At 72.1% G+C, this 21,454-nt stretch carries 24 protein-coding genes; 10 read left to right on the top strand and 14 right to left on the bottom strand.

Going from position 1 to position 21,454, the window contains the following annotated elements:
• Positions 1 to 2 precede the first annotated feature (2 nt).
• The 5 genes from ACFHWE_RS20890 to ACFHWE_RS20910 all read right to left on the bottom strand — a co-directional run bounded on the left by ACFHWE_RS20890 (position 3) and on the right by ACFHWE_RS20910 (position 4,988).
• Positions 3 to 815, bottom strand: a complete 813-nt coding sequence (locus tag ACFHWE_RS20890; RefSeq protein ID WP_416603455.1) for an ABC transporter ATP-binding protein — start codon at positions 813 to 815, stop codon at positions 3 to 5.
• Positions 812 to 1,846 (bottom strand): FecCD family ABC transporter permease, encoded by a 1,035-nt coding sequence (locus ACFHWE_RS20895; protein WP_416603456.1) that lies wholly within the window; start codon positions 1,844 to 1,846, stop codon positions 812 to 814. The genes ACFHWE_RS20890 and ACFHWE_RS20895 overlap by 4 nt, the downstream gene beginning before the upstream one ends.
• A complete protein-coding gene (locus tag ACFHWE_RS20900; protein WP_416603458.1) occupies positions 1,843 to 2,886 on the bottom strand; it encodes a FecCD family ABC transporter permease in 1,044 nt (347 codons plus the stop codon). Before ACFHWE_RS20900 ends, ACFHWE_RS20895 begins: the two co-directional genes overlap by 4 nt.
• Positions 2,883 to 3,917: an iron-siderophore ABC transporter substrate-binding protein gene (locus tag ACFHWE_RS20905; RefSeq protein WP_416603459.1), complete on the bottom strand. Its 1,035-nt coding sequence runs from the start codon at positions 3,915 to 3,917 to the stop codon at positions 2,883 to 2,885. The genes ACFHWE_RS20900 and ACFHWE_RS20905 overlap by 4 nt, the downstream gene beginning before the upstream one ends.
• Before the next feature lie 252 nt (positions 3,918 to 4,169).
• A complete protein-coding gene (locus ACFHWE_RS20910; RefSeq protein ID WP_416603491.1) occupies positions 4,170 to 4,988 on the bottom strand; it encodes an AraC family transcriptional regulator in 819 nt (272 codons plus the stop codon).
• A gap of 176 nt (positions 4,989 to 5,164) precedes the next feature.
• On the opposite strand from ACFHWE_RS20910, the gene ACFHWE_RS20915 reads away from it, so the two are divergent.
• Positions 5,165 to 6,322, top strand: coding sequence for a DUF3500 domain-containing protein (locus ACFHWE_RS20915; RefSeq protein ID WP_416603460.1), 1,158 nt, complete (start codon positions 5,165 to 5,167; stop codon positions 6,320 to 6,322).
• Between the two features lie 22 nt (positions 6,323 to 6,344).
• Here ACFHWE_RS20915 and ACFHWE_RS20920 read toward each other — a convergent pair whose 3' ends face one another.
• The 6 genes from ACFHWE_RS20920 to ACFHWE_RS20945 form a co-directional block, all read right to left on the bottom strand.
• Positions 6,345 to 6,812, bottom strand: a complete 468-nt coding sequence (locus tag ACFHWE_RS20920) for a PPOX class F420-dependent oxidoreductase (RefSeq protein WP_416603461.1) — start codon at positions 6,810 to 6,812, stop codon at positions 6,345 to 6,347.
• 75 nt (positions 6,813 to 6,887) lie between these two features.
• Positions 6,888 to 8,060 (bottom strand): MFS transporter, encoded by a 1,173-nt coding sequence (locus tag ACFHWE_RS20925; RefSeq protein ID WP_416603463.1) that lies wholly within the window; start codon positions 8,058 to 8,060, stop codon positions 6,888 to 6,890.
• A gap of 282 nt (positions 8,061 to 8,342) precedes the next feature.
• Entirely contained in the window at positions 8,343 to 8,549 is a 207-nt protein-coding gene (locus ACFHWE_RS20930) for a hypothetical protein (protein WP_416603464.1), read from the bottom strand.
• Complete coding sequence (locus ACFHWE_RS20935; RefSeq protein WP_416603466.1) at positions 8,546 to 8,782, bottom strand: hypothetical protein; 237 nt, start codon at positions 8,780 to 8,782, stop codon at positions 8,546 to 8,548. The genes ACFHWE_RS20930 and ACFHWE_RS20935 overlap by 4 nt, the downstream gene beginning before the upstream one ends.
• Before the next feature lies 1 nt (position 8,783).
• Positions 8,784 to 9,053 carry a hypothetical protein gene (locus ACFHWE_RS20940; protein WP_416603467.1) on the bottom strand — a complete coding sequence of 90 codons (270 nt, stop codon included), beginning with the start codon at positions 9,051 to 9,053 and terminating at the stop codon, positions 8,784 to 8,786.
• Positions 9,050 to 9,235, bottom strand: coding sequence for a hypothetical protein (locus tag ACFHWE_RS20945; protein WP_416603493.1), 186 nt, complete (start codon positions 9,233 to 9,235; stop codon positions 9,050 to 9,052). The genes ACFHWE_RS20940 and ACFHWE_RS20945 overlap by 4 nt, the downstream gene beginning before the upstream one ends.
• 212 nt (positions 9,236 to 9,447) lie before the next feature.
• On the opposite strand from ACFHWE_RS20945, the gene ACFHWE_RS20950 reads away from it, so the two are divergent.
• The 4 genes from ACFHWE_RS20950 to ACFHWE_RS20965 all read left to right on the top strand — a co-directional run bounded on the left by ACFHWE_RS20950 (position 9,448) and on the right by ACFHWE_RS20965 (position 11,909).
• On the top strand, positions 9,448 to 9,732 hold the full coding sequence (locus ACFHWE_RS20950) for a helix-turn-helix domain-containing protein (RefSeq protein WP_416603469.1): 285 nt from the start codon (positions 9,448 to 9,450) through the stop codon (positions 9,730 to 9,732).
• A gap of 21 nt (positions 9,733 to 9,753) precedes the next feature.
• A complete protein-coding gene (locus ACFHWE_RS20955) occupies positions 9,754 to 10,296 on the top strand; it encodes a DUF5753 domain-containing protein (RefSeq protein ID WP_416603494.1) in 543 nt (180 codons plus the stop codon).
• Positions 10,293 to 10,490 carry a DUF397 domain-containing protein gene (locus tag ACFHWE_RS20960; RefSeq protein ID WP_416603470.1) on the top strand — a complete coding sequence of 66 codons (198 nt, stop codon included), beginning with the start codon at positions 10,293 to 10,295 and terminating at the stop codon, positions 10,488 to 10,490. The genes ACFHWE_RS20955 and ACFHWE_RS20960 overlap by 4 nt, the downstream gene beginning before the upstream one ends.
• 621 nt (positions 10,491 to 11,111) lie before the next feature.
• On the top strand, positions 11,112 to 11,909 hold the full coding sequence (locus ACFHWE_RS20965) for a potassium channel family protein (protein WP_416603471.1): 798 nt from the start codon (positions 11,112 to 11,114) through the stop codon (positions 11,907 to 11,909).
• A gap of 102 nt (positions 11,910 to 12,011) precedes the next feature.
• Here the strand turns inward: ACFHWE_RS20965 and argG are convergent, their stop codons facing one another.
• Positions 12,012 to 13,463, bottom strand: coding sequence for an argininosuccinate synthase (argG, locus tag ACFHWE_RS20970; protein WP_416603472.1), 1,452 nt, complete (start codon positions 13,461 to 13,463; stop codon positions 12,012 to 12,014).
• A gap of 93 nt (positions 13,464 to 13,556) precedes the next feature.
• Entirely contained in the window at positions 13,557 to 14,726 is a 1,170-nt protein-coding gene (locus ACFHWE_RS20975; protein WP_416603473.1) for a UDP-N-acetylglucosamine--N-acetylmuramyl-(pentapeptide) pyrophosphoryl-undecaprenol N-acetylglucosamine transferase, read from the bottom strand.
• Positions 14,727 to 15,018: 292 nt separating this feature from the next.
• Between ACFHWE_RS20975 and ACFHWE_RS20980 the strand changes: the two genes are divergently transcribed.
• Both ACFHWE_RS20980 and ACFHWE_RS20985 read left to right on the top strand, forming a co-directional pair.
• Positions 15,019 to 15,429, top strand: a complete 411-nt coding sequence (locus ACFHWE_RS20980; protein WP_416603474.1) for an ester cyclase — start codon at positions 15,019 to 15,021, stop codon at positions 15,427 to 15,429.
• Positions 15,430 to 15,570: 141 nt separating this feature from the next.
• Positions 15,571 to 17,199, top strand: coding sequence for a glycoside hydrolase family 10 protein (locus ACFHWE_RS20985; protein WP_416603476.1), 1,629 nt, complete (start codon positions 15,571 to 15,573; stop codon positions 17,197 to 17,199).
• A 9-nt stretch (positions 17,200 to 17,208) separates the two neighbouring features.
• Here ACFHWE_RS20985 and ACFHWE_RS20990 read toward each other — a convergent pair whose 3' ends face one another.
• The gene (locus tag ACFHWE_RS20990) at positions 17,209 to 17,826 is read right to left on the bottom strand and encodes a maleylpyruvate isomerase family mycothiol-dependent enzyme (RefSeq protein ID WP_416603477.1); all 618 of its coding nucleotides are present in this window, start codon (positions 17,824 to 17,826) and stop codon (positions 17,209 to 17,211) included.
• Positions 17,827 to 17,967: 141 nt separating this feature from the next.
• On the opposite strand from ACFHWE_RS20990, the gene ACFHWE_RS20995 reads away from it, so the two are divergent.
• From ACFHWE_RS20995 to ACFHWE_RS21005, 3 genes are all read left to right on the top strand, one after another.
• A complete protein-coding gene (locus ACFHWE_RS20995; protein WP_416603478.1) occupies positions 17,968 to 18,351 on the top strand; it encodes a MerR family transcriptional regulator in 384 nt (127 codons plus the stop codon).
• Positions 18,352 to 18,493: 142 nt separating this feature from the next.
• Positions 18,494 to 19,663 carry an MFS transporter gene (locus tag ACFHWE_RS21000; RefSeq protein WP_416603495.1) on the top strand — a complete coding sequence of 390 codons (1,170 nt, stop codon included), beginning with the start codon at positions 18,494 to 18,496 and terminating at the stop codon, positions 19,661 to 19,663.
• A gap of 251 nt (positions 19,664 to 19,914) precedes the next feature.
• Positions 19,915 to 21,408, top strand: a complete 1,494-nt coding sequence (locus tag ACFHWE_RS21005) for a SulP family inorganic anion transporter (protein ID WP_416603480.1) — start codon at positions 19,915 to 19,917, stop codon at positions 21,406 to 21,408.
• The last annotated feature ends 46 nt before the right edge of the window (positions 21,409 to 21,454 follow it).

Here is a 21,454-nt window from a genome sequence, read left to right on the forward strand (position 1 = left end):
GCTCAGGCGTCGACCGGGGCGTGGTGGTGCCTGCCGATGGGCAGCATGAGCGGACGGCCCGACGTGGGGTCGGTGATGACCGAGCTGCGCAGCCCGAACACCGCCTCCACCGTCTGCGGGGTGAGCACCTCCTCGGGGGTGCCCTCGGCGTGCAGGCGGCCGTCGGCGAGCGCGATGAGGTGGTCGGCGTAGCGCGCGGCCAGGTTGAGGTCGTGCAGCACCATGACGATCGTCGTGCCCAGGGACCGGTTGAGGTCGGTGAGCAGGTCGAGGACCTCCACCTGGTGGCTGACGTCGAGGAACGTGGTGGGCTCGTCGAGCAGCAGCAGGTCGGTGCGCTGGGCCAGGGCCATCGCGATCCACACCCGCTGGCGCTGCCCGCCGGAGAGCTCGTCCACCGGCCGGTCGGCCAGCTCCGCGGTCCGGGTGGCCTCCAGCGCCTCGGCGACCGCCGCGTCGTCGGCCCGGCTCCACCGCGACAGCAGCCTCTTGTGCGGGTGGCGGCCCCGGCCGACGAGGTCGCCGACGGTGATCCCCTCGGGAGCGATCGGCGACTGCGGCAGCAGGCCCAGGGTGCGCGCCACCTCCTTGGACGGCAGGCGGTGCACCTCCCTGCCGTCCAGCAGCACGTGCCCGCCCTTGGGCTGGAGCAGGCGCGACATCGAGCGCAGCAGCGTGGACTTGCCGCAGGCGTTGGCACCGACGATCGCGGTGACCCGCCCCGGCGGGAGCGTGAGGTCGAGGGAGGAGACGACGACGCGGTCCTTGTACCCCAGCGTCAGGTCCTCCACGAGGAGCGAATGGGCCGTGGTCACAGGGAGCCTCCCACACGGTTGGTTCTGACGATCAGGTAGATGAGGTAGGGCGCGCCGAGCACGCCGGTGACGACCCCCACCGGGTAGCGGGTACCGAACGCGAACTGGGCGCACAGGTCGGCGACCAGGACCAGCAGCGCCCCCACCAGCGCGGAGGGGATGAGCAGCGAGCCGTTCGGGCCGACCAGGCGCGCTGCGATCGGGCCGGACAGGAACGCCACGAACGCGATCGGCCCGGCGGCGGAGGTGGCGAAGGCGATGAGGCCCACCGCCGCGACGATCGCGACGAGGCGGGTGCGGTCCACGCGCACGCCTAGGGCGGAGGCGGTGTCGTCGCCGAGCTGGAGCGCGGACAGGTTCGCGCCCTGGGACAGCAGCACGGGGGCGCCCACCACCAGCGCGGCCAGGACCGGGACGGCTTCCTCCCACGTGGAGCCGTTGAGGCTGCCGGTCAGCCACCGCATGGCCTCCTGGAGGTCCCACTGGGCGGCCTGGTCGAGCACGTAGGCGGTGACGCTGTCGAGCATGGCGGCGAGGCCGATGCCGATGAGGATGAGCCGGGTGCCCGCGACGCCGTCCTTGAAGGAGAGCACGTACATGAGCAGGGCGACCCCGAGCCCTGCGGCGATCGCGAAGGCGGACACGCCGGTCCGGTCGAGGGAGAGCACGACGATCGCGAAGACGGCGGCGGCGCCCGCACCGGCGCTGATGCCGATGACGTCCGGGCTGGCCAGCGGGTTGCGCAGCATGGTCTGGAACGTGACGCCGCCCAGGCCGAAGCACAGTCCCACGGCGAGCGCGAGCACGGCGCGCGGCAGCCGGAGCCGGCCGACTGTGAAGGAGGCGCCGGGCACGTCGTGGCCGAGGACGACGGCCACGACGTCGCCCGGCGGGTAGAAGGTCCGCCCCACCATGAGGCTCGCGGCGAAGGCGGCGGCGATCGCCGCGGCCAGGACGGCGATCACGGTGTACCGCCTGCGGGCACGGCGGGCGCGCCCCCGGGCGACGGTCAGGGCGGTGCTGGTGCTCACAGTTCGCGAACCTTCTGGCGGCGGACGACGTAGATGAAGAACGGGGCGCCGATCAGGGCGGTGACGATGCCCACCTGGAGTTCGGCGGGGCGGGCGATGATGCGCCCGGCCACGTCGGCGGCGGTCAGCAGGACGGCGCCGCCGAGCGCGGAGAAGGGGATGAGCCACCGGTGGCCTACCCCGACCAGCAGGCGGCACAGGTGTGGGACGACCAGCCCGACGAACCCGATCGGGCCGGTGACGGCGGTGACCGCGCCGCACAGGGCGACGGCCCCGAGGGCGGCGGCGCTCCGTGCCAGGGCCACGCGCTCGCCCAGCCCGGCGGCGAGGTCGTCGCCCAGGGCGAGGAGGTCGAGTCCGCGGGCGGAGAGCACGCAGACGGCGAACCCGGCGGCGAGGAACGGGGCCACCTGGGCGAGGCTGTCGAACGTGCCGCCGCCGACGCCGCCGATCTGCCAGGAGCGGACACTCTCGGCGATGTCACCACGCGGCAGGACCACGGCGGTGATGAACGAGGCCAGGGCGGCGGCGGTCGCCGACCCGGCCAGGGCCAGTTTGAGCGGGGTGGCGCCGCCCCGGCCCAGGGAGCCGATCGCGTAGACGAACACGGCGGTGACAGCGGCTCCGGCGATCGCGGTCCAGATGTGGCCGGTGGCGGTGGTCAGGCCGAAGTAGGCGATACCGGTCACGACGGCGAGCGAGGCGCCCATGTTCACGCCGAGGATGCCCGGGTCGGCGAGGGGGTTGCGGGTGACGCCCTGCATGACCGCGCCGGACACGCCGAGGGCCGCCCCGGCGAGGACGGCGAGCAGGGTGCGGGGGATGCGTTTGGCGACGGCGGCCTGGTCGAACCCCTCGGCCGATCCGCCCAGGGCGGCGGTGACGGCCGACCAGGGGACGTCGCGGGAGCCGATCACGAGGGAGGCGAACATGAGCGCGGCCAGCACGCCGAGGACGGCGAGCAGCCAGAGGGGACGGCCGCGTCCCGGGCGCCGCGCGGGGGCGGCGCCCGGGGCGGGCGGTGCTGCGGTGGCGGTCACTGGTCGCCGTCGGCGGCCGCGGCCAGCAGTTCCAGGTAGTCCTGGAGAACCCAGGAGATGGCCAGCGGGGTGGGGTTGGCGGCGGTGCCCAGGGGCTGGTCACCGGGGAGGTTGACGACGGCTCCGCTTTCCACGGCGGGCATCTGCGACAGCAGCGGGTCGGCCTCCAGGGCCGCCACGAGCTCGTCGCCGCCGTAGGTGACGATGATCTCGACGTCGTTGAAGGCGTCGGCCTGCTCGGCGCTGTAGGTCTGGGAGAACTGGTCGGTCTCGGCGGCGGCGGTGGCGACGCTCTCCGGGGTCGCCAGGCCCAGGTCCTCGAAGAACAGGGCGCGGGTGTCGTGCGGGGTGTAGAAGCTGACCTCGCTGAGGTCGGTGGTGTCCACGTGGGTGAGGAACATCGTGGACTTGCCTTCGAGCTGCGGGTACTCGGCGGCGGAGGCGTCGATCTCGGCCTCCAGGTCGTTGATGAGCTGCTCGCCCTCCTCGGCCATGCCGATGCCCTGGCTGTTGAACGCGATCATGTCCTGCCAGGGGGTGCCCCAGGCGGTCTCGGGGTAGGCGACGACGGGCGCGATCTCGCTGAGGGTGTCGTAGTCCTCCTGGGTGAGCCCGGAGTAGGCGGCGAGGATCACGTCCGGCCGGGTGTCGGCGACCGCCTCGAAGTCGATGCCGTCGGTCTCGTCGAAGAGGACGGGGGTCTCGGCGCCGAGTTCCTCCAGCTTCTCCTCGACCCAGGGCAGGACGCCGTCGCCGTCGTCGTCGCCGAAGTTGGCGGCGGCCATGCCCACGGGGACGACGCCCAGGGCGAGGGGGACCTCGTGGTTGGCCCAGTTGACGGTGGCGACGCGCTCGGGCTCGGCGTCGATCGTGGTGGTGCCGAGGGCGTGCTCGATGGTGATGGGGGTCCAGTCGCCGCTGGAGGCGTCTCCGGCCTCCTCGGCGGCGGGCTCCTCGGAGGAGCAGGCGACGAGGCCGAGGGTGAGGACCGCGGCCGAGGACAGCGCGATCAGGCGTGAAACGCGGGGCATGGGGTTTCCTTCCGGTGTTCGGCCGTGCGGTCCTGTGGCGGTTCCGCGGCCGGTGCTCTCGCGCCGCCGCGCTCCCGGGCGCACGGCTCTGTGCACGGGGTTCGGGCAGACGGGGAGAGGGGCGCCGTGGTGCGCGGATCCGTGCCCGGACCCGTGGCAGCCACAGCGGTTAGGTTTGCCTAACCGAATTTAAAGCCTGCCTGAAAAGTACGCAATCGCTGAGATCTGACATGGTTTGTAGCGAAACGGACATCACTGGTCCCGGAACCGGGCCGGGCTCATCCCCGTGACCCGTCGGAACGCCGCGCCGAACGCGCTCGCCGAGTGGTATCCGACGCTCTCGGCGACCTCCTCGATGCCCTCCCCCCTCGCCAGCATCCCGATCGCCTGCTGCACCCGCGCGGCGGCCAGCCACCGGCTGAACCCGAGCCCGGTCTCGGCGTGGAAGGCCCGCGTGAGCGTGCGGGTGCTCACACCGAGCCGCTCCGCCCACACGGCCAGGGGCGTGCCGTCGGCCGGATCGGCGCGGACCGCCTCGACGATCGGGGCGAGCAGCGGCGACTCGGGGATGCGCAGCAGCAGTTCGTTCTCGGCGGGGGCGAGCAGATCGAGCACCATCGCCTCCGTCCGCGCGCGTTCGGACGGGGTGAGGTCCTCGGCGCCGAGCCGGTCCAGCAGCAGGCGCAGGAGCCGGGTGATCCCCACCGCGACGGGCCGCTCGGAGATCGAGGGCACGGCGTGGATGCCGAACTGGACGGCGCGGTGCCAGGTCCCGGCCGGGGTCCACCCGGAGTGGGGCGCACCCGCCGGGATCCACAGGCCCAGCACGGGCGTGATCGTCCAGACCCGCGCCCCCACGGTGACCGAGGACGAACCCCGCTGGTTCCACAGCAGTTCGTGCGTGGGGTGGGAGTGCTCCTCCCAGAAGGTGTCCCTGGGGATGACCTCCGCCGAGGGCAGAGCGACGAAGGGCACCTCGATCTCACCGGCGGCGTAGCTGGGCAGGCGTCGGCGCTCGGCCGCGCCGCCCTGCGCCCCGGCGGCGCGCGGCGCGGCCCCGGTCGGCCGGATGTCTGGGTCGCTCACCCGGACAAGGCTAATCATCCCTGGTCGGAGCCGTGCTACCACCCCTCCCCTCGGCACGGGGGCAGAAGCGGCCCCGGGGGCCGGCGTGTCCCGGGCGACGGCGGCCACCGCACTGACTAGGTTCGACGTGACGCGGTCCCCTTCTCCTGCCGAGGAGTCCCATGCCCGGTGCGGTCGGACCCCAGCCGGTCCCCACGAGCCGGGCACGCCGCGGCGCCCGAACGCTGTGCTCGGCGGTGCTGGCCGTGTGGGCGGGCGCCGCCACGGGCTGCGAGGTCGACGGCGAGGCCCTCCTCAAGGGGCGGGAGCCGTCACCGGAGACCGAGATCGACGGCAACGCCAACACCGCCGAGGTCGTGGCCGCCGCCGACGCCTTCCTCAGCACCCTGTCCGGGGAGCAGCGGAGCGAGGCCCTGCACGAGTTCCGGGACGAGGCCAAGCGGACCGGCTGGTCCTACGTGCCCTTCGACTACCTCAGGCGCAACGGCCTGGCCCTGGCCGACATGGACGGAGAGCAGAGGGAAGCGGCCCTGAGTGTCATGCGGGCGGCCCTCAGCGAACAGGGGTTCCGCCAACTCCAGGGCATCCGCGCGGCCGACGCCCGCCTCGCGTCGATCCAGGAGTCGCGGGAGGACGAGGACGATGGCGGCGCCTCCCCCGAGGCGGAGGGCCCGGAGTACGGCGCCGACCTGTACGCGATCGCCTTCTTCGGGGAGCCGGACGAGACGAGCGAGTTCATGATCCAGTTCGGCGGCCACCACCTGGCCTACAACCTCACCTACGGCGGCGGCGACGTGAGCATGTCCCCCACCCTGACGGCGGTCGAGCCGGTGGAGTTCGAGTGGGAGGGCCGGTCCTACGCCCCGCTGGCCGACTCCCAGGAGGCCACCCTGTCCGCCGTCGCCGCCCTCACCGGCGCTCAGCGGGCCGCCGCCGAGATCGAGAGCGAGAACGAGGACGCGTTCGACCACCTCACCCTGGGTCCGGGCGACAGCGGCCCCTACCCCGCGCCCAAGGGCATCGTGGTCGCCGAACTCACCGAGGAGCAGCAGGACCTGGTCACCGCGATGGTGCGCACCTGGGTGGACGACATGGACGCCGAGTCCGCCGAACGGCTCGTCGCCAAGTACGTGTCCGAATACGACCGCACCTACCTGGGGTGGAGCGGCGCCACGGACGCCGACGACGTGAAGACCTACGTCCGCCTCCAGGGGCCCTCCGTGTGGATCGAGTACGCCAACCGGCCCGACAGGGTCATGGACGGCGTGCACCCGCACACCGTCTTCCGCGACAGGACCTCCGACTACGGGTGGACCTGAGCCCGGACGGGCCGGGGAGGGCTCACTCGGGGACGCGGTCGGCGGGGAAGCCGCCCGTGGCCACCGGCCCCCAGCGCTCCGGGGTGACGCGCACGAGCGCCTTGCCCTGGCGGCGCATCGCCTCGCGGTACTCGTCCCAGTCCGGGTGCTCCCCCGCGATCACCCGGAAGTACTCGACGAGCGGCTCGACCGCCGCCTGACCGTCGATGACCTCGGCACTCCCGTCGATCTGCACCCAGGGGCCGTCGAAGTCGTCGGAGAGCACGACCACGCTCACCCGCGCGTCCCGGGCCGCGTTGCGCGCCTTGGCCCGCTCCGGGTAGGTGGAGACCACGATCCGCCCCTGCCCGTCCACACCGCACGTGACCGGGGACGCCTGCGGGGAGCCGTCCCGGCGGCGGGTGATGAGCAGGGCCCGGTGCCGGGTCCGGACGAAGTCGATCAGTGCGTTGCGGTCGACCCCGGTGTTGGTGGCGATCTTGGGGCTCATGGTTCCTCGATTCCTCGGTTGCGGAAGGTCGGTCCCAGTAGACCGGCCACGGCCGTCCACACGGGCACGACACAGCTAACGGGCGGCGAAGGAGGCCGCGAACAGGACCGCCGCCGAGACCAGCAGCGCCCCCGGAGCCCCGGCCGAACCCGCGACTCCGGCCGCGGCGGCGGGGATAGCCACCTGGCCGAGCCGGTTCCCCCACATGCGCAGGGCCAGCGCCGCCCCCCGCGCGCCCTCCGGGGCGGCCGTGGCCACCTCCGCCATGGTGAGCGGCTGGCCCAGACCGAACAGGAACCCGCCCGCCGCCAGCACCGAGCCGAGCGCCACCGGGCCGATGCCCGGCACCGCCACCAGGGCCAGGGACAGCCCGGCGACCGCCGTGCTCGCCACGATCAGGCTCCGGCGCGACCAGCGGTTGAGCAGCCACGGCAGGCACAGGCGCGAGATCAGGGAGGTGCCGGCGCGCAGGCTCAGCAGGACCCCGACGAGTACGGGCGAGAGGCCCTGGCTCTCGGCGATCAGCGGCAGGTAGGCGGTGAGGATGTCCACGGCCGACAGCAGCGCCAGGCTGGACAGGAGCGCGGCGGGCATCCAGCGGCGGCTCAGGATCTCGCGCGTGGTCGCGGCGGGTCCGTCCCGGCGCGCGTGGGCGGGGGCGCGCACGGCCATCAGGGGCAGGACCGCCAGCGAGGCCAGTGCGGCCAGGACACCGGCGACTGTCAGGGCGGTGGAGGTGGCCTGGAGCAGGGCGGGACCGGAGGCGTCGGCGAGCAGCCCGCCGGAGATCAGCGGTCCGGCGAGCTGGCCCAGGGAGGCCGCAGCGGTGAACCAGCCGAAGTCGCGGTCCAGGTGCTCGGGGGGCGACAGGCGGGCGATGATGCCCTGTCCGGCGACCATGCACAGCAGGTGGCCCACACCCACCACGGTGCTGGCCAGGGCGATCGAGACCAGGCCGCCGGTGCCCGCCAGCAGGAGGCTTCCGGCGGCGAGGAGGGCGGCGCCCAGCCCGATGATCCAGCCGATCCGGCTGACGCGGTCGGTGGTTCGGCCCACGGAGACCGCGATGAGCAGCGGCACCAGGGCGTAGACGGCGGTGACCAGGCCGACGGCGACGGCGTCGCCGCCCAGGGCGATCGTGCGGTAGGAGATGAGCGGGCGGATGAGGTTGAGGGCGGTGTTGGCGAACACCACGCTCACCAGGAGCGGCAGCAGCCACCCCTGCCCGGTCGGCCCCGTGCGCACCATGGCTCCCCCTCCCCCATCTAGGACACCCGCGACGGCAGAGGATCATCCCACGCGGGGCCACCGGGCCCGCGCACCGCCCCCGCCGGGCGCGCGGAACGGCGGCGGTGGGGGCGGGGCCGCGGCCCCGCCTCACCTCACGGTCGAGGTTCGCTCCAAGGCGAAACTCAGCGCCGAGGTTCGCCCCAGGACGAACCTCGACTACACAACAACGAACCCTGACCCCGCTCGTTGGGCGGAGCCCGCGCGCCCGGAAGGCTTCCAGGGGTCCCGGGCGCGCGGAGACTAGGCGTCCCGTCGGCACCTGTGGGCGAGCCGGGCGCGCAGCGCGGCCGTATCCGGGGCGGTGATCTCCTCGAAGGGGTCACCCGACCCGGACCAGCCGGGCGGGCGGTGGGCCACGTAGGTCACCGTGCCGTCTGCGGCGGTGCGGGTGGTGAGCACCCACGCCCCGCGCTGGATCTGGTCCAGGGCGTGTTCCAGGGCGCTCACGTGGCCCTCTCCTTCCCCAGGTGTTCCAGGGGCGAGGTCCACACCAGCGGCGGCCGGTGCGGGTCGGGCCGGTCGGTGACCGCCACCCGGGTCAGGTGCCCCCGCGTGGCGGCGTAGACCGCCCGCCCCTCCAGGTCCGGGCCGAGGTAGCGCAGCCCGGCGCCGTGCCCGCGCGCCCACGCCGTCAGGTCGGCCAGGGTGGACAGCTCGGCGATGTCGCACACGTGGTTCATGTCAGACCACCCGCCGGATGGAACGCGCCCGCTCGGGCTGCGCCCCGGTGGTGTAGGCCACCGGCAGGCGCGAGAGCGCTCCGTCGACCATGTCCAGCGCCCCGAGCAGGTCCCCCGAATCGGCGGCGTAGCCCAGCGCGCGGCGGGCGGCCGCGCCCCGGTCGCGGACCAGTTCCAGGTAGAGCAGGTGCCCGTCCGCACCGCCGGGCGGGGGCACGTCCAGGACGTCGCGGATGGCCGCGAGCAGGTCGGAAGTGGTGATGTCGATCATGCGGCCGCCCCCCGGTCGAGCAGGAGCCGGATCGCCAGCGCCAGCGGCGCGAGGTCTCCGGCCGGGTGGGAGACGTAGAGCCGCACGCGGGAGGAGCGGTGTCGGCGGCGGGACAGCCGATCGGCGGCGCGGTGGCGGACCACCGCCAGGGCGGACGGGTGCAGGTAGCGCAAAGCGCACACCTCCTGGGTTGGGTGCCGGATGGGAGGTCCGGCGACTGCATTGGGTAATGCCATGATCCATGTTGGCCACTGAATTTGCAATGCCAAAGAAAAACTTTCATGCTGGATATAGCCTCTGGTGGATACAAAAAAGATTGGTGGATGACTAAATGTCCCGTAGTGCGAAGATCGACGTAGGATCAAGCCACAGCCGCACCCGAAGGAGGCCAGACGTGACCGGCAGCCCCACCGTGCGCCGACGGCGCCTCTCGTACCTCCTCCGCGACATGCGCGAGGTGAAGGGCTACACCGCCCAGTACGTGACGGACCAGCTCGGCTGGTCGCGGGGCAAGCTGACACACATCGAGCAGAACCAGTGGAAGCGGCCCAACCGCCGTGACATCGAGGACCTGCTCGACATCTACGAGGTAGAGGACTCAGATCAGCGAGAGGCCGCGCTCGCGCTCGTTCGCCAGGCACGCCAGCGCGGATGGTGGGTGTCCTACTCAGATGTCTAGGGAGGGGGCACGTTCATCGGTCTGGAAGCCGAAGCGAAGTCGATCCGCACGTTCGAAGCCCTCGCCATCCCCGGATTGCTCCAGACCGAGGAGTACGCCCGCGCGGTCGTCCGCTCCGGAGGGATCACCGACGAGGACGACATCGACCGGCGCGTACAGGCCCGCATGATCCGCAAACAGGTCCTCACCGGACCAGACGCTCCTCTGTACTGGGCCATCATCGACGAGGCAGCACTCCACAAGATCGGCCCCGACCTCGCGGAACAGCTCCAATACCTTCTCGATGCACAGTGTCCGACCCTCGGCATCCAGGTACTGCCGCACGAAGCGGGACCACATGCCGCGCTCACCGGGCCGTTCGTGATCCTGGACTTCCCCGAGCCCGATCCGAGCGCGGTCTACGTCGACACGGGTTCCGATGAGCTGTACCTGGAAAAGCCTCCGCACCTCGCGCGATACGAGAGCCTCTGGAGGCACATCCAAGCCACCGCACTCTCGGTGGAGAAATCGCGCCACCTGATCGCGGCGCTACTCAACTCGACGCAGAAGGCACCGAACCCATGAGCATCGCCCACACGAACCCGTCCAACTGGCGTAAGTCCAGCTACAGCAGTTCACATGGCCAGAACTGCGTGGAGGTCGCCGACCTCCCCCACGGTGTGGCCGTGCGCGACACCCAGAACCGGAAGTCCGGACACCTCGCGTTCGGTGCTGAGGCGTGGTCCGCGCTTCTGGGCACTATGCGCACCGGCCGATAGGACGCCAGACACAAGAAGACCCCCGGCACTCCGGGGGCCTTCCGCATGCATTACCCAATGCATATCCCACACCGAGTCTATCGGCCAGGGCGGTGAGCGGCCAGATGCCGAGTCCGTAGGGCTGCGTGCGCGAGCCCAGGGCGATATGGTTGAGGGCAGGCCGCGCAGTCGATGTCACAAGAAGATAAAGCGCTGCGTTGTCCCAGGTCATTTAGTGTGAGCCCCGCGCACGCGGGGATGGACCGCTCCTCCAGTCCCTCCTCCGGACGTTCCAGGCGTGAGCCCCGCGCACGCGGGGATGGACCGCCGACCAGCGCGCCCTGGGCACCAGCCCGGACGTGAGCCCCGCGCACGCGGGGATGGACCGCTCGGTGAGCGCATCGGCCGCGCCGTGGCCGAGTGAGCCCCGCGCACGCGGGGATGGACCCCCGCCCCACATGCTGTCCTTGTCGTAGACGCGGTGAGCCCCGCGCACGCGGGGATGGGGGCGACCCCTGCGCCAGTGCAGGGGCCACCCGCCCGCAAGCACCACTCCCCCGTTATCAACCTCATGCGCCCCTGTGACCAGTCGTTATGCCCTCGTTTACAGACCACGGCATCCGGGATGGTGTCATGGAACGCATGGACCGTCCTGACCAGAACCCGGAGAACCCCACCACCACGGAGCAGTGGCACCGCTGGACCGACTGGCCACTCGTGGCGGCGGCCTTCCTGTTCCTCGGTGCCTACGCCTGGCCGATCCTCGACCCCGCCTTGGGGCATCCGTGGCTGTTCGTCTGCAACACGGCCATGGCCGTCACGTGGGTGGCCTTCGTCGTCGACTACGCCGTCCGCCTGTGGATCGCCCCGAACCGCTGGCGGTTCGTGCGCACGAACCTCGTGGACCTGGCGATCATCACCCTGCCCATCCTGCGCCCGCTGCGCCTCCTGCGCCTGCTCACCGTCCTGACCGTGCTGAACCGCACGCTGTCGGTCACCTTCCGCAGCCGCATCTCCATGTACGCCGCCCTCGGCACGACCCTGCTCATCGTGGTCGCCGCACTGGCCGTGCTCGACGCCGAACGCGGCATGGAGGGCGCCAACATCCAGACCTTCGCGGACGCGCTGTGGTGGGCGCTGGTGACCATCACCACGGTGGGCTACGGCGACTTCTACCCCGTCACCACCGAGGGCCGGTTCATCGCCGTGGGCCTGTTCATCGGCGGTATCGCCCTGGTGGGTGTGGTGACCGGTTCCCTCTCCTCCTGGTTCATCGAGAAGGTGCGCGACAGTTCCGACCGCGACGACGAGCAGGCCGCGATCCGCACGCTCACCGCGGAGGTCCGGGCTCTGCGGCGCGAACTGGACGAGCAGGAGCCGGCCGAGGCCGCCACCGCCGCCTCCGCCGAACCCGGGTCCGCGCCGCCCTCGGCGAACTGACCGCCGCCGACAGCGGATTGACCACGCAGTCGGGGGCCGCTCCCTCCGCTGGAACCCCAGCGCGAGGAGCGGCCCCCGACCTATGTGCGGGCCGTCCGGCCGTCAGTCGTTGCCCGCCTCCAGGGCGGCGTGGTCGAGCAGGTCGCCCTCCTCCGAACCCTGGCCGCGGGAGGCGATCGCCTCGGCGCCGCCCTCGGGCATCGCGCCGATGAGCCCGGTGGCGGCGGCCTGCGCGGCGCCGATCGTGGCGGGCTGGGTGGCGTCGCCCACCAGCCCGAGGCGGGCGTACTCCTCCAGCTTGGCGCGCGAGTCGGCGATGTCGAGGTTGCGCATGGTCAACTGGCCGATGCGGTCGACGGGGCCGAACGCGGAGTCCTCGGTGCGCTCCATGGACAGTTTGTCCGGGTGGTAGCTGAACGCGGGGCCGGTGGTGTCCAGGATCGAGTAGTCCTCGCCGCGCCGCAGGCGCAGGGTCACCTCGCCGGTCACGGCGGTGCCCACCCAGCGCTGGAGGGACTCGCGCATCATGAGGGCCTGCGGCTCCAGCCAGCGCCCCTCGTACATGAGCCGTCCCAGGCGCCGTCCCTCGTTGTGGTAGAGGCTGATGGTGTCCTCGTTGTGGATGGCGTTGACCAGCCGCTCGTAGGCGGTGAACAGCAGTGCCATGCCGGGGGACTCGTAGATGCCGCGGCTCTTGGCCTCGATGATGCGGTTCTCGATCTGGTCGGACATGCCCAGGCCGTGGCGTCCGCCGATCGCGTTGGCCTCCAGGACCAGGTCCACGGCGGAGGGGAAGTGCTTGCCGTTGATGGTGACCGGACGGCCCTGTTCGAACCCGATTGTCACGTCCTCGGCGGCGATCTCCACCTCGGGGTCCCAGAAGCGCACGCCCATGATGGGCTGGACGATCTCGATGCCGGTGTCCAGGTGCTCCAGGGACTTGGCCTCGTGGGTGGCGCCCCAGATGTTGGCGTCGGTGGAGTAGGCCTTCTCCTCGCTGTCCCGGTAGGGCAGGCCTCGCTCGACCAACCACTCCGACATCTCCTTGCGGCCGCCGAGCTCGTTGACGAAGTCGGCGTCGAGCCAGGGCTTGTAGATGCGCAGGGCCGGGTTGGCGAGCAGGCCATAGCGGTAGAACCGCTCGATGTCGTTGCCCTTGTAGGTGGAGCCGTCACCCCAGATCTGCACGCCGTCCTCCAGCATGGCGCGCACCAGCAGGGTGCCGGTGACGGCCCGCCCGAGGGGTGTGGTGTTGAAGTAGGCGCGGCCGCCGGAGCGGATGTGGAACGCGCCGCAGGCCAGGGCCGCGAGTCCCTCCTCCACCAGGGCCGCACGACCGTCGACCAGCCGGGAGACCTCCGCGCCGTACTCGGTGGCGCGGCCGGGCACGGAGGCGATGTCGGGTTCGTCGTACTGGCCGATGTCGGCGGTGTAGGTGCACGGGACGGCGCCCTTCTCGCGCATCCACGCGACCGCCACCGAGGTGTCGAGACCCCCGGAGAAGGCGATCCCGACGCGTTCACCGACGGGCAGAGAGGTGAGTACCTTGGACATGGCAATAAGTATGCATGAATATGCATGCTCATTCAAACCCGGGGGAGCGGTGTGTCGAACGGCACCGCTCCCGGGCCCCTCGGGCGGCTCCGGTCAGGTCCGGGCCGCGGACATGACCACGTCCACCAACCGCTCGGCGGCGTCGGGGCGGCCCGCCTGGCGCGCCCGGTCGGCGATGCGCTCGCGCCGCTCGGGATCGTCCAGCAGTGGCTCGACCGCCTCGCGCAGGCGCTGGGGGTCCACCTCCTCCAGCAGGGCCACCGCCGCGCCCGAGTCCTGGAGGTGGCGGGCGTTGTGCCGCTGCTCGTCCCCTGCCGAGGTGGCCAGCGGGACGAACACGGCGGCCTTGCCGAGCGCGGTGAGTTCGGCGATCGTCCCCGCGCCGCTGCGGGAGACCACCACGTCGGCGAGGGCGAGGACGTCGGGCAGCTCCGGTCCGACGAACGCGGTCAGGTGGTACCGGCCCAGCAGCTCGGGGTCCAGACCGCTCGTGGCCTCGCGGAGCGCCTCCTCGTTGGCCGCGCCGCACTGGTGGACGACGTTGGCCCGGGTGAGCAGCCACGGCAGCAGGTCGCGCACGGTCTCGTTGATCTGCACCGAGCCCTGTGCACCGCCGGTGACGTACACGGTGGGCCGCTCCGGGTCCAGGCCCTCGAACCCGAGCCCGCCGGCGGCCTTGGCGGCGTCACCGGTGAGCACCTCCGGGCGGACCGGGTTGCCGGTCACCACCGCGCGGTCGCGCACCCCGTCGGGCAGCAGTTCGGTGGTGGAGGGCGAGGACACCGCGACACTGGTGGCGAAGCGCGCGAGGACCTTGTTGGCCAGCCCCAGACGCACGGTCTGCTCGTGCACCACCAGCGGCCGGCGGCACACCGCCGTGCCCAGGCCGACCGGGACGGCCACGTAGCCGCCGGTGGCCAACACGGCGTTGGGGGCGAACCGCTTGATGATCCGCCGCGCCTGGGAGACGCCGCGGGGCACGTTGGCCATGTCCCGCATGTTCTCGCCGTTGAGCATCCTCAGGGGGTTGGCCGCGCGGCGGACCTTGCCCACGGCGACCGACTCGAACTCGATGCCGTTGGCGGCGGCCACGCGCTGCTCCAGGCTGTCGGCGGCGCCGATCCACAGGACCCTGAGGGTGCCGCCCCCTTCCTCCCACCGGCTCCTCAGGGCGTTGACGGCGGTCAGGGCGGGGTAGGTGTGCCCTCCCGTCCCTCCGCCGGTCACGACGAGGCGCAGTTCCTGGGCTTGGCTGTTGTGCACGGCGTTCCCATCTGATGGCCCGCGGGAGCCACGGGCGGGGGTTCACAGGTCTCTAGGGGGAATCCGCGGCCTCGACGGGCCGGGGCGGCCCTGACGCGGGTCGCGATAGCACGTTAGCCCCCCTGAGCCCCCGCCGCACACACGTTCCGGCCTTGCGTATCCCCTGACCTGGATCGACACTGATGGGAGAATGGGGCACGGGTTCCCTGACGGGACCCGGACCTTGGGCAGCGGGGACGCCGGTACCCGTCGGCCGGCACGGACCGAGACCGGCACAGGGGGGTGCCGCGCCATGGGCACGGCCGCCGACATCCAACGCGAGTACTTCACCGCGATACGCTCCGGTGACAGCGAGGGGATCCGGCGCATGCTCCACCCCGAGTACGGGTTCACCGACGAGGAGGGCGCCAGTCAGGGCGTCGACGGCCGCCTGATCAGGAACTGGATGTTCAGTCAGGCGTTCCCGGACTGGGAGCTCACGGTCCGCAGGCAGATCGAGGCGGACGGGGTGAGCGTCCTGGAGGGGACCGTCACGGGCACACACCGCGGACCGCTGATCGACGTCCCCGCCAGCGGGCGGCGGATCAGTGTCGACCTGTGCAGTGTGGTGGACGTCCGCGACGGCCTGATCCTGCACGAGCGCGAGTACGTCGACAAGTTCACGCTGCTCCAACAGGTCGGCGGGATGCCCCCCACCTCGTGACCGCACGACCGTCTCCGCTGGGCCGGAGGGGCTTTCCACGATCCAGGTTCATCACTCTAAGTAGTCGGGTAATGACTCCATGAAATCTCCGAGGGCGGGACCGTCCACCGCCGCCACCAAGGAAGACGGAAAGGAACCGCGTTGGCGAACCACAGACGTCCCGCGTCCACCACCCGAACCGCTGTCGCCTGTACCGCCCTGACCACGGCGCTCACCGCGTCCCTGCTCCACGCCCCGCCCGCCGCGGCCGCCGAGGACTCCCGGCGCGCCCCCAGCGTCTGCGAGACCTCCGCCCAGACGCCGCCCAAACGCCAGATGCGCGGCGAGTGGATCGCGGGCGTGCACAACATCGACTGGCCCAGCCGTCAGGGCATGACGGCGCAGGAGCAGCGCGACGAGCTGACCGGGCTCTACGACGAGGCACGCGCCAACGGCCTCAACGCGGTGTTCGTCCAGATCCGCCCCACCGCCGACGCCTTCTGGCCCTCCCCCCACGAACCGTGGTCGCGGTGGCTCACCGGCGAGCAGGGCGGCGACCCCGGCTACGACCCGCTGGAGTTCGCCGTCGAGCAGGCCCACGCCCGCAACCTGGAGTTCCACGGCTGGTTCAACCCCTACCGGGTGGCGCTGCACGACGACCTGGACCGGCTGGCGGCGGACCACCCCGCCCGGCGCAACCCCGACTGGGTGTTCGAGTACGGCGGTCGCCTCTACTACGACCCGGGCGTGCCCGAGGCCCGCGCGTTCGTGATCGAGGCGATGATGCACGCGGTGGACAACTACGACCTGGACGGCGTGCACTTCGACGACTACTTCTACCCCTATCCCGTGAGCGGGGTGCCGGTCCCGGACCAGGACACCTTCGCCGAGCACGGGGCCGGGTTCGAGGACATCGCGAACTGGCGGCGCCACAACGTCGACCTGCTGGTCGAGGGGATGAGCCGGGCCGTGCACGAGGCCAAGCCGCACGTGCGGTTCGGCGTCAGCCCGTTCGGGATCTGGCGCAACGCCTCAAGCGACCCGGACGGCTCGGCCACCCGCGGGTTCGAGTCCTACGACCGCATCTACGCCGACAGCCGCCGGTGGGTGCGCCAGGGGTGGCTGGACTACGTCAACCCGCAGATCTACTGGGAGATCGGGCTCGACGTGGCCGACTACGCCGAACTGGTGGGCTGGTGGGAGCGTGTCACCGCGGGCACCGGCACCCACCTGTACATCGGCCAGGCCGCCTACAAGGTCGGCGACGAGGGCGCCTGGTCCGACCCCGGTGAGCTCTCCGCGCACCTGAACCTGAACCGCGACCACCCCGGCGTGGACGGCGACGTGTTCTTCAGCGCCACGTCCCTGCGCACCAACGCCGCAAAGGCCATGGAGACCGTGGTCGAGGAGCACTACGGCCACCCCGCCCTCATGCCGCTGGACGAGGACCTGGGCGACGCGGCACCCGCTCCGCCCGTGGCCGAGGCGGCCGTGCGGGCGGGCGGGAACGTGCTCATCCCGGTCAGCCCGGGGGAGGGCGCCCCAGGGCTCCCCGCGCCGGCCTCCTACGCCGTCTACGCCTTCGAGGGCGACCTGGACCCGCGCGAGGACCCCTGCCTGCTGGAGGACCCGCGTTCGATCGCGGCCACCGTGCGCGCCGACGCCTACGGCAGGGCCGCCGTCACCGTGCCCGACCCTGGCGAGCGCACCTACTACGTGACGGCGCTGGACCGGTTCCACCGCGAGAGCGCGCCGTCCGCGCCGGTCCGGCCGGCCCGGTCGGATTCCTGAGCGGCGCCGTCAGCAGCGTTCGCGCAGCACCCGCACACCGTCGCCGGTGAGGTCGTCGCAGAACACGCCGCGCCCGGTCATGGCCATGATGAGCGCCAGGGTCGGGCCGGACACGAGCGACCCCTCGCCGGCGGCGAACGGTCCGTCCGCCGCCTCCAGGCGCAGTCCGCCGATGCGCCCCTTGGCGACCACGGCCATGTCGGTGCCGCTGTAGTACTCGGCCAGCTCGGTGAGGACGTCGATCGGGTACCGGCGCGCGATACCCAAAGGGCGGCGGATGTCCTCGCCGTGTACGACGGCCTCGCCGAGGGTGGGCAGGACCGGGAGGGGCGCGGTCGTGCTGGTGACGGCGGCGCGGAAGTTCTCCAGGGTGTCGGCGGGGGTGCGGCCCATCCGCTCGGCCAGGCGCATGGCGACCTGCCTGTCGAAGTCGAACCGGCAGCGGACCACCCCGGCCAGCCACCGCATGCGGCTCAGGGAGGCGCCCGCCGTCATGTGGGCGAGCACCTCGCGGACGGTGAGGCCGGTGCACAGGGACGGGGTGTCCCACTGTGCTTCGGTGAGGTCGGCGAGGTCGGCGGCCAGGGCCGCGCGTTCGGTGTGGGCGGCCGCCCAGAGAGGGTTCATGCGGCGACGGTAGCGGACGGCACCGACACGCGGCGGTCCGGCTAGGAGCGGGGCCGGTCCGCGCCCCGTCGGCGGTGCTCCGCCGCGCCCTCTACCGTGGAACGACGGCGACGGAGAGGGGCCACGGTGGTACAGCACCGGATGCGGATTGGTGAGGTGGCGGAGCGCACGGGGCTGTCCCTGCGCACGATCCGCTACTACGGCGAGGTCGGGCTGGTGGCGCCCTCCGCGCGCTCCCAGGGCGGGTTCCGGCTCTACACCGCCTCCGACGTGGACCGCCTCCAGTTGATCAAGCGGATGAAGCCGCTGGGGTTCAGCCTGGAGGAGACCCGCGACCTGCTGGTGGCCGTCGACGGCCTGGAGTCCGCCGCCACCGGCGAGGACGAGCGCCGGGCCCTGGCCGAGCGGCTGGACCGGTTCGAGGCAGACATCGCCGAGCGGTGCGCCGCGCTGCGCCGCCAGTTGGATATGGCCGAGGAGTTCGGCGAGCGGCTGCGGCGCAAGCAGCGCGACGCCTCAGCCTGACTGGCGCACCGACCGCGCCACAACCCCCGAACGAGGAGCCCCCTTGTCCGCCACCGGCCCCGATACCCCCTCCGCCACCGAGCGCCCCGAACCCGCCGCACGCGGCCGGACCCGGATCGTCGCGGTCTCCTCGCTGCTGCTCATGCTGAGCGGACCCGGGCAGACGGCCGGGATCTCGGTCTTCGTCGACCACGTCATCGCCGACCTGGGCATCGGCCGTTCCGCGGTCTCCCTGGCGTACATGGTCGGCACGCTCTCGGGAGCGCTCGCCCTGCCCTGGATCGGGCGGGCGGTGGACCGGTTCGGGGTGCGCCGGACGCTGGCCGCCGTCGCCCTGGGCTTCGGGGCCTTCCTCGTCGGCCTGGCCTGTGTGCAGGAGGTGGTCGGCCTCACCGCCGGGTTCGTCGGCGTCCGGGCCCTGGGCCAGGGCGGTGTGACACTGGTGGCCACGACCGCCGTCGCCATCACCGTGACACGCAACCGCGGGTTCGCGCTTGGGGTGGTCACCTCCCTGGGGTCCGCGGGGATCTCCCTGTTCCCGCTCATCGCCGAACAGGTGGTCACGCTGGTGGGCTGGCGCTACACCTTCGCTGCCGAGGCTCTGCTCGTCTGGGCCGTCGTGCTGCCCATCGCCTTCTGGGGGCTGCGCGGAGCCGGTCCGGCCGCCGAGGGCTCCACGGGCGGTGAGGGCGCGGTCCGCGGGGAGGCGTCCGCGCCGGCACCGGAGTGGCCGCTGCGGGAGGTGGCGCGCACGTCGGTCTTCTGGGCCATGGCGGCCGGTGTGGCGTGCAGCGGGCTGGTCGCCACCGCCGTGTTCTTCCACCAGATCTCGGTCCTGGGCGAGCGGGGGCTCTCCCCCACCGAGGCCGCGGCCAACTTCCTGCCGCAGACCGTCGCCGGCCTGGGCGCCTCGGTCCTGTTCGGGTGGGCGGCCGACCGGTTCTCCCCCAAGGTGCTGATGTGCGCCTCCATGGCCCTGCACGCGGGGGCGCTCGCCGTGCTGCCGCTGGTCGGCCCCGGTGCGGGCGCGCTCCTGTACGGGGTGGCCCTGGGGTCGGCGGCGGCGGGCGCGCGGGCCGTGGAGGGCGCGGCGCTGCCGTACTACTTCGGAACGGCGAACCTGGGGTCCCTGCGCGGCCTCACCCAGGGGATCGTGGTCGCCGCCACGGCGGTCGGGCCGATCCTGCTGTCGCTGGCACACCAGTGGGCGGGGTCCTACCGTCCGGGGGTGCTGGCCCTGGCGGCGCTGTGCGCGGTGGTCGGGATCGGGGTGTGCTTCGCGCGGCCTCCCAGTCCACGCGTGGTCCCATGATGTGAAGAACCGGGCATTAACTCACATTTCATCACTCTGCGCCATGTGTGAGGGGTATCTCAGTCGCCCACGGTGACGCCAACCCTCACGTAACGGTAGAGTCTGACGCGTCGGGCCGACCTCGGCCCGCCCCCTTCGATCCTCCACCGCGCCCGGCGAGGGCCCCACGCCCCCGGTGCGCCGGTGCCTGCCTTCCGACAGACCGAACACCGCGGTCCGTGCTGTGGACCGCCCGAAACCAGAGGGGTTCCATGGCTCCGCCCGTGAAGACCCGAGCAGGATCGCTCAAGTCCAGGATCCCCGGCGCCGCCCAGCTCCGCGCGGACGTGCTCGCCGGTCTGGTCGTGGCGCTGGCCCTGATCCCCGAGGCCATCGCCTTCTCCATCATCGCCGGGGTCGACCCGCGTGTGGGGCTGTACGCCTCCTTCGTCATGGCCGTCGCCATCTCCTTCCTCGGCGGCCGCCCCGCGATGATCTCCGCCGCCACCGGTGCGATGGCCCTGGTCGCCGCCCCGCTGTCCATGGAGTACGGCGTCGACTACCTCCTGGCCGCCACCATCCTGGCGGGGGCGATCCAGATCATCCTGGGCCTACTCGGGGTGGCCAAGCTCATGCGGTTCGTCCCGCCGAGCGTCATGACCGGGTTCATCAACGCCCTGGCCATCCTCATCTTCCTGTCACAACTGCCCCACCTGAGGGGCGTGGGCTGGCCGGTCTACGCCATGGTCGCCGTCGGCCTGGCCATCATCTTCGGCCTGCCCAGGCTGACCACCGTCGTGCCCGCCCCGCTGGTGGCGATCGTGGTGCTGACCGCCGCGGCCCTCGCCCTGGGCATCCCGGCCAGCACGGTCGGGGACATGGGCGAACTGCCCGACAGTGTCCCCTTCCCGTTCCTGCCGGACGTGCCCCTGACCCTGGAGACCCTGACCCTCATCGCGCCGTTCTCCCTCACGCTGGCGCTGGTGGGGCTGATGGAGTCGCTGATGACCGCGAAGGTCGTCGACGAGCGGACCGAGACCTCCTCGGACCACTCCCGCGAGGCGCGCGGCCAGGGCATCGCCAACGTGATCGTGGGCTTCTTCGGCGGCATGGCCGGGTGCGCGATGATCGGCCAGACGATGATCAACATCTCCTCGGGCGCCCGCACCCGGGTCTCGACCTTCCTGGCCGGGGTGTTCCTGCTGATCCTGTGCGTGGTGCTGGGCGACCTCGTGGGCATGATCCCGATGGCCGCGCTGGTCGCTGTGATGGTCTTCGTGTCGGTGGTGACCTTCGACTGGCACAGCGTCGCCCCCAGGACGGTGCGGCGGCTGCCCTGGACCGAGACGCTGGTCATGGTCACCACGGTCGCGGTGGTGGTCTACACCCACAACCTGGCCATGGGCGTGATCGTCGGCGTGGTCGTGTCGATGGTGCTCTTCGCCCAGAAGGCCGCCACCCAGGCCGACGTCACCAGCGTCCTGGACCCCGAGGGCGGCACCCGCGTCTACTCAGTGCACGGCGAGCTGTTCTTCGCCTCCACCAACCAGTTGGTGGGCCGCTTCGACTACGCCGAGAAGGACCTGTCCAAGGTGGTCGTGGACATGTCGGAGGCCCACGTGTGGGACTCCTCGGCGGTCGCGGCGCTCGACCACGTCTCCGAACACTTCCGCAAGCACGGCGTCGAGGTCGAGATCACCGGCCTCAACGGGCCGAGTCGGCAGTTGCACAAGGAGCTGACCGGTACCCTGGCCGGCGGCCACTGACGGCCCGGGGGTAGGAAGGGGGCACGGGCCGTCAGCGGCCCGCGCC

The sequence above is a fragment of the Nocardiopsis sp. LOL_012 genome (genome assembly GCF_048060475.1).
Classification (GTDB): domain Bacteria; phylum Actinomycetota; class Actinomycetes; order Streptosporangiales; family Streptosporangiaceae; genus Nocardiopsis.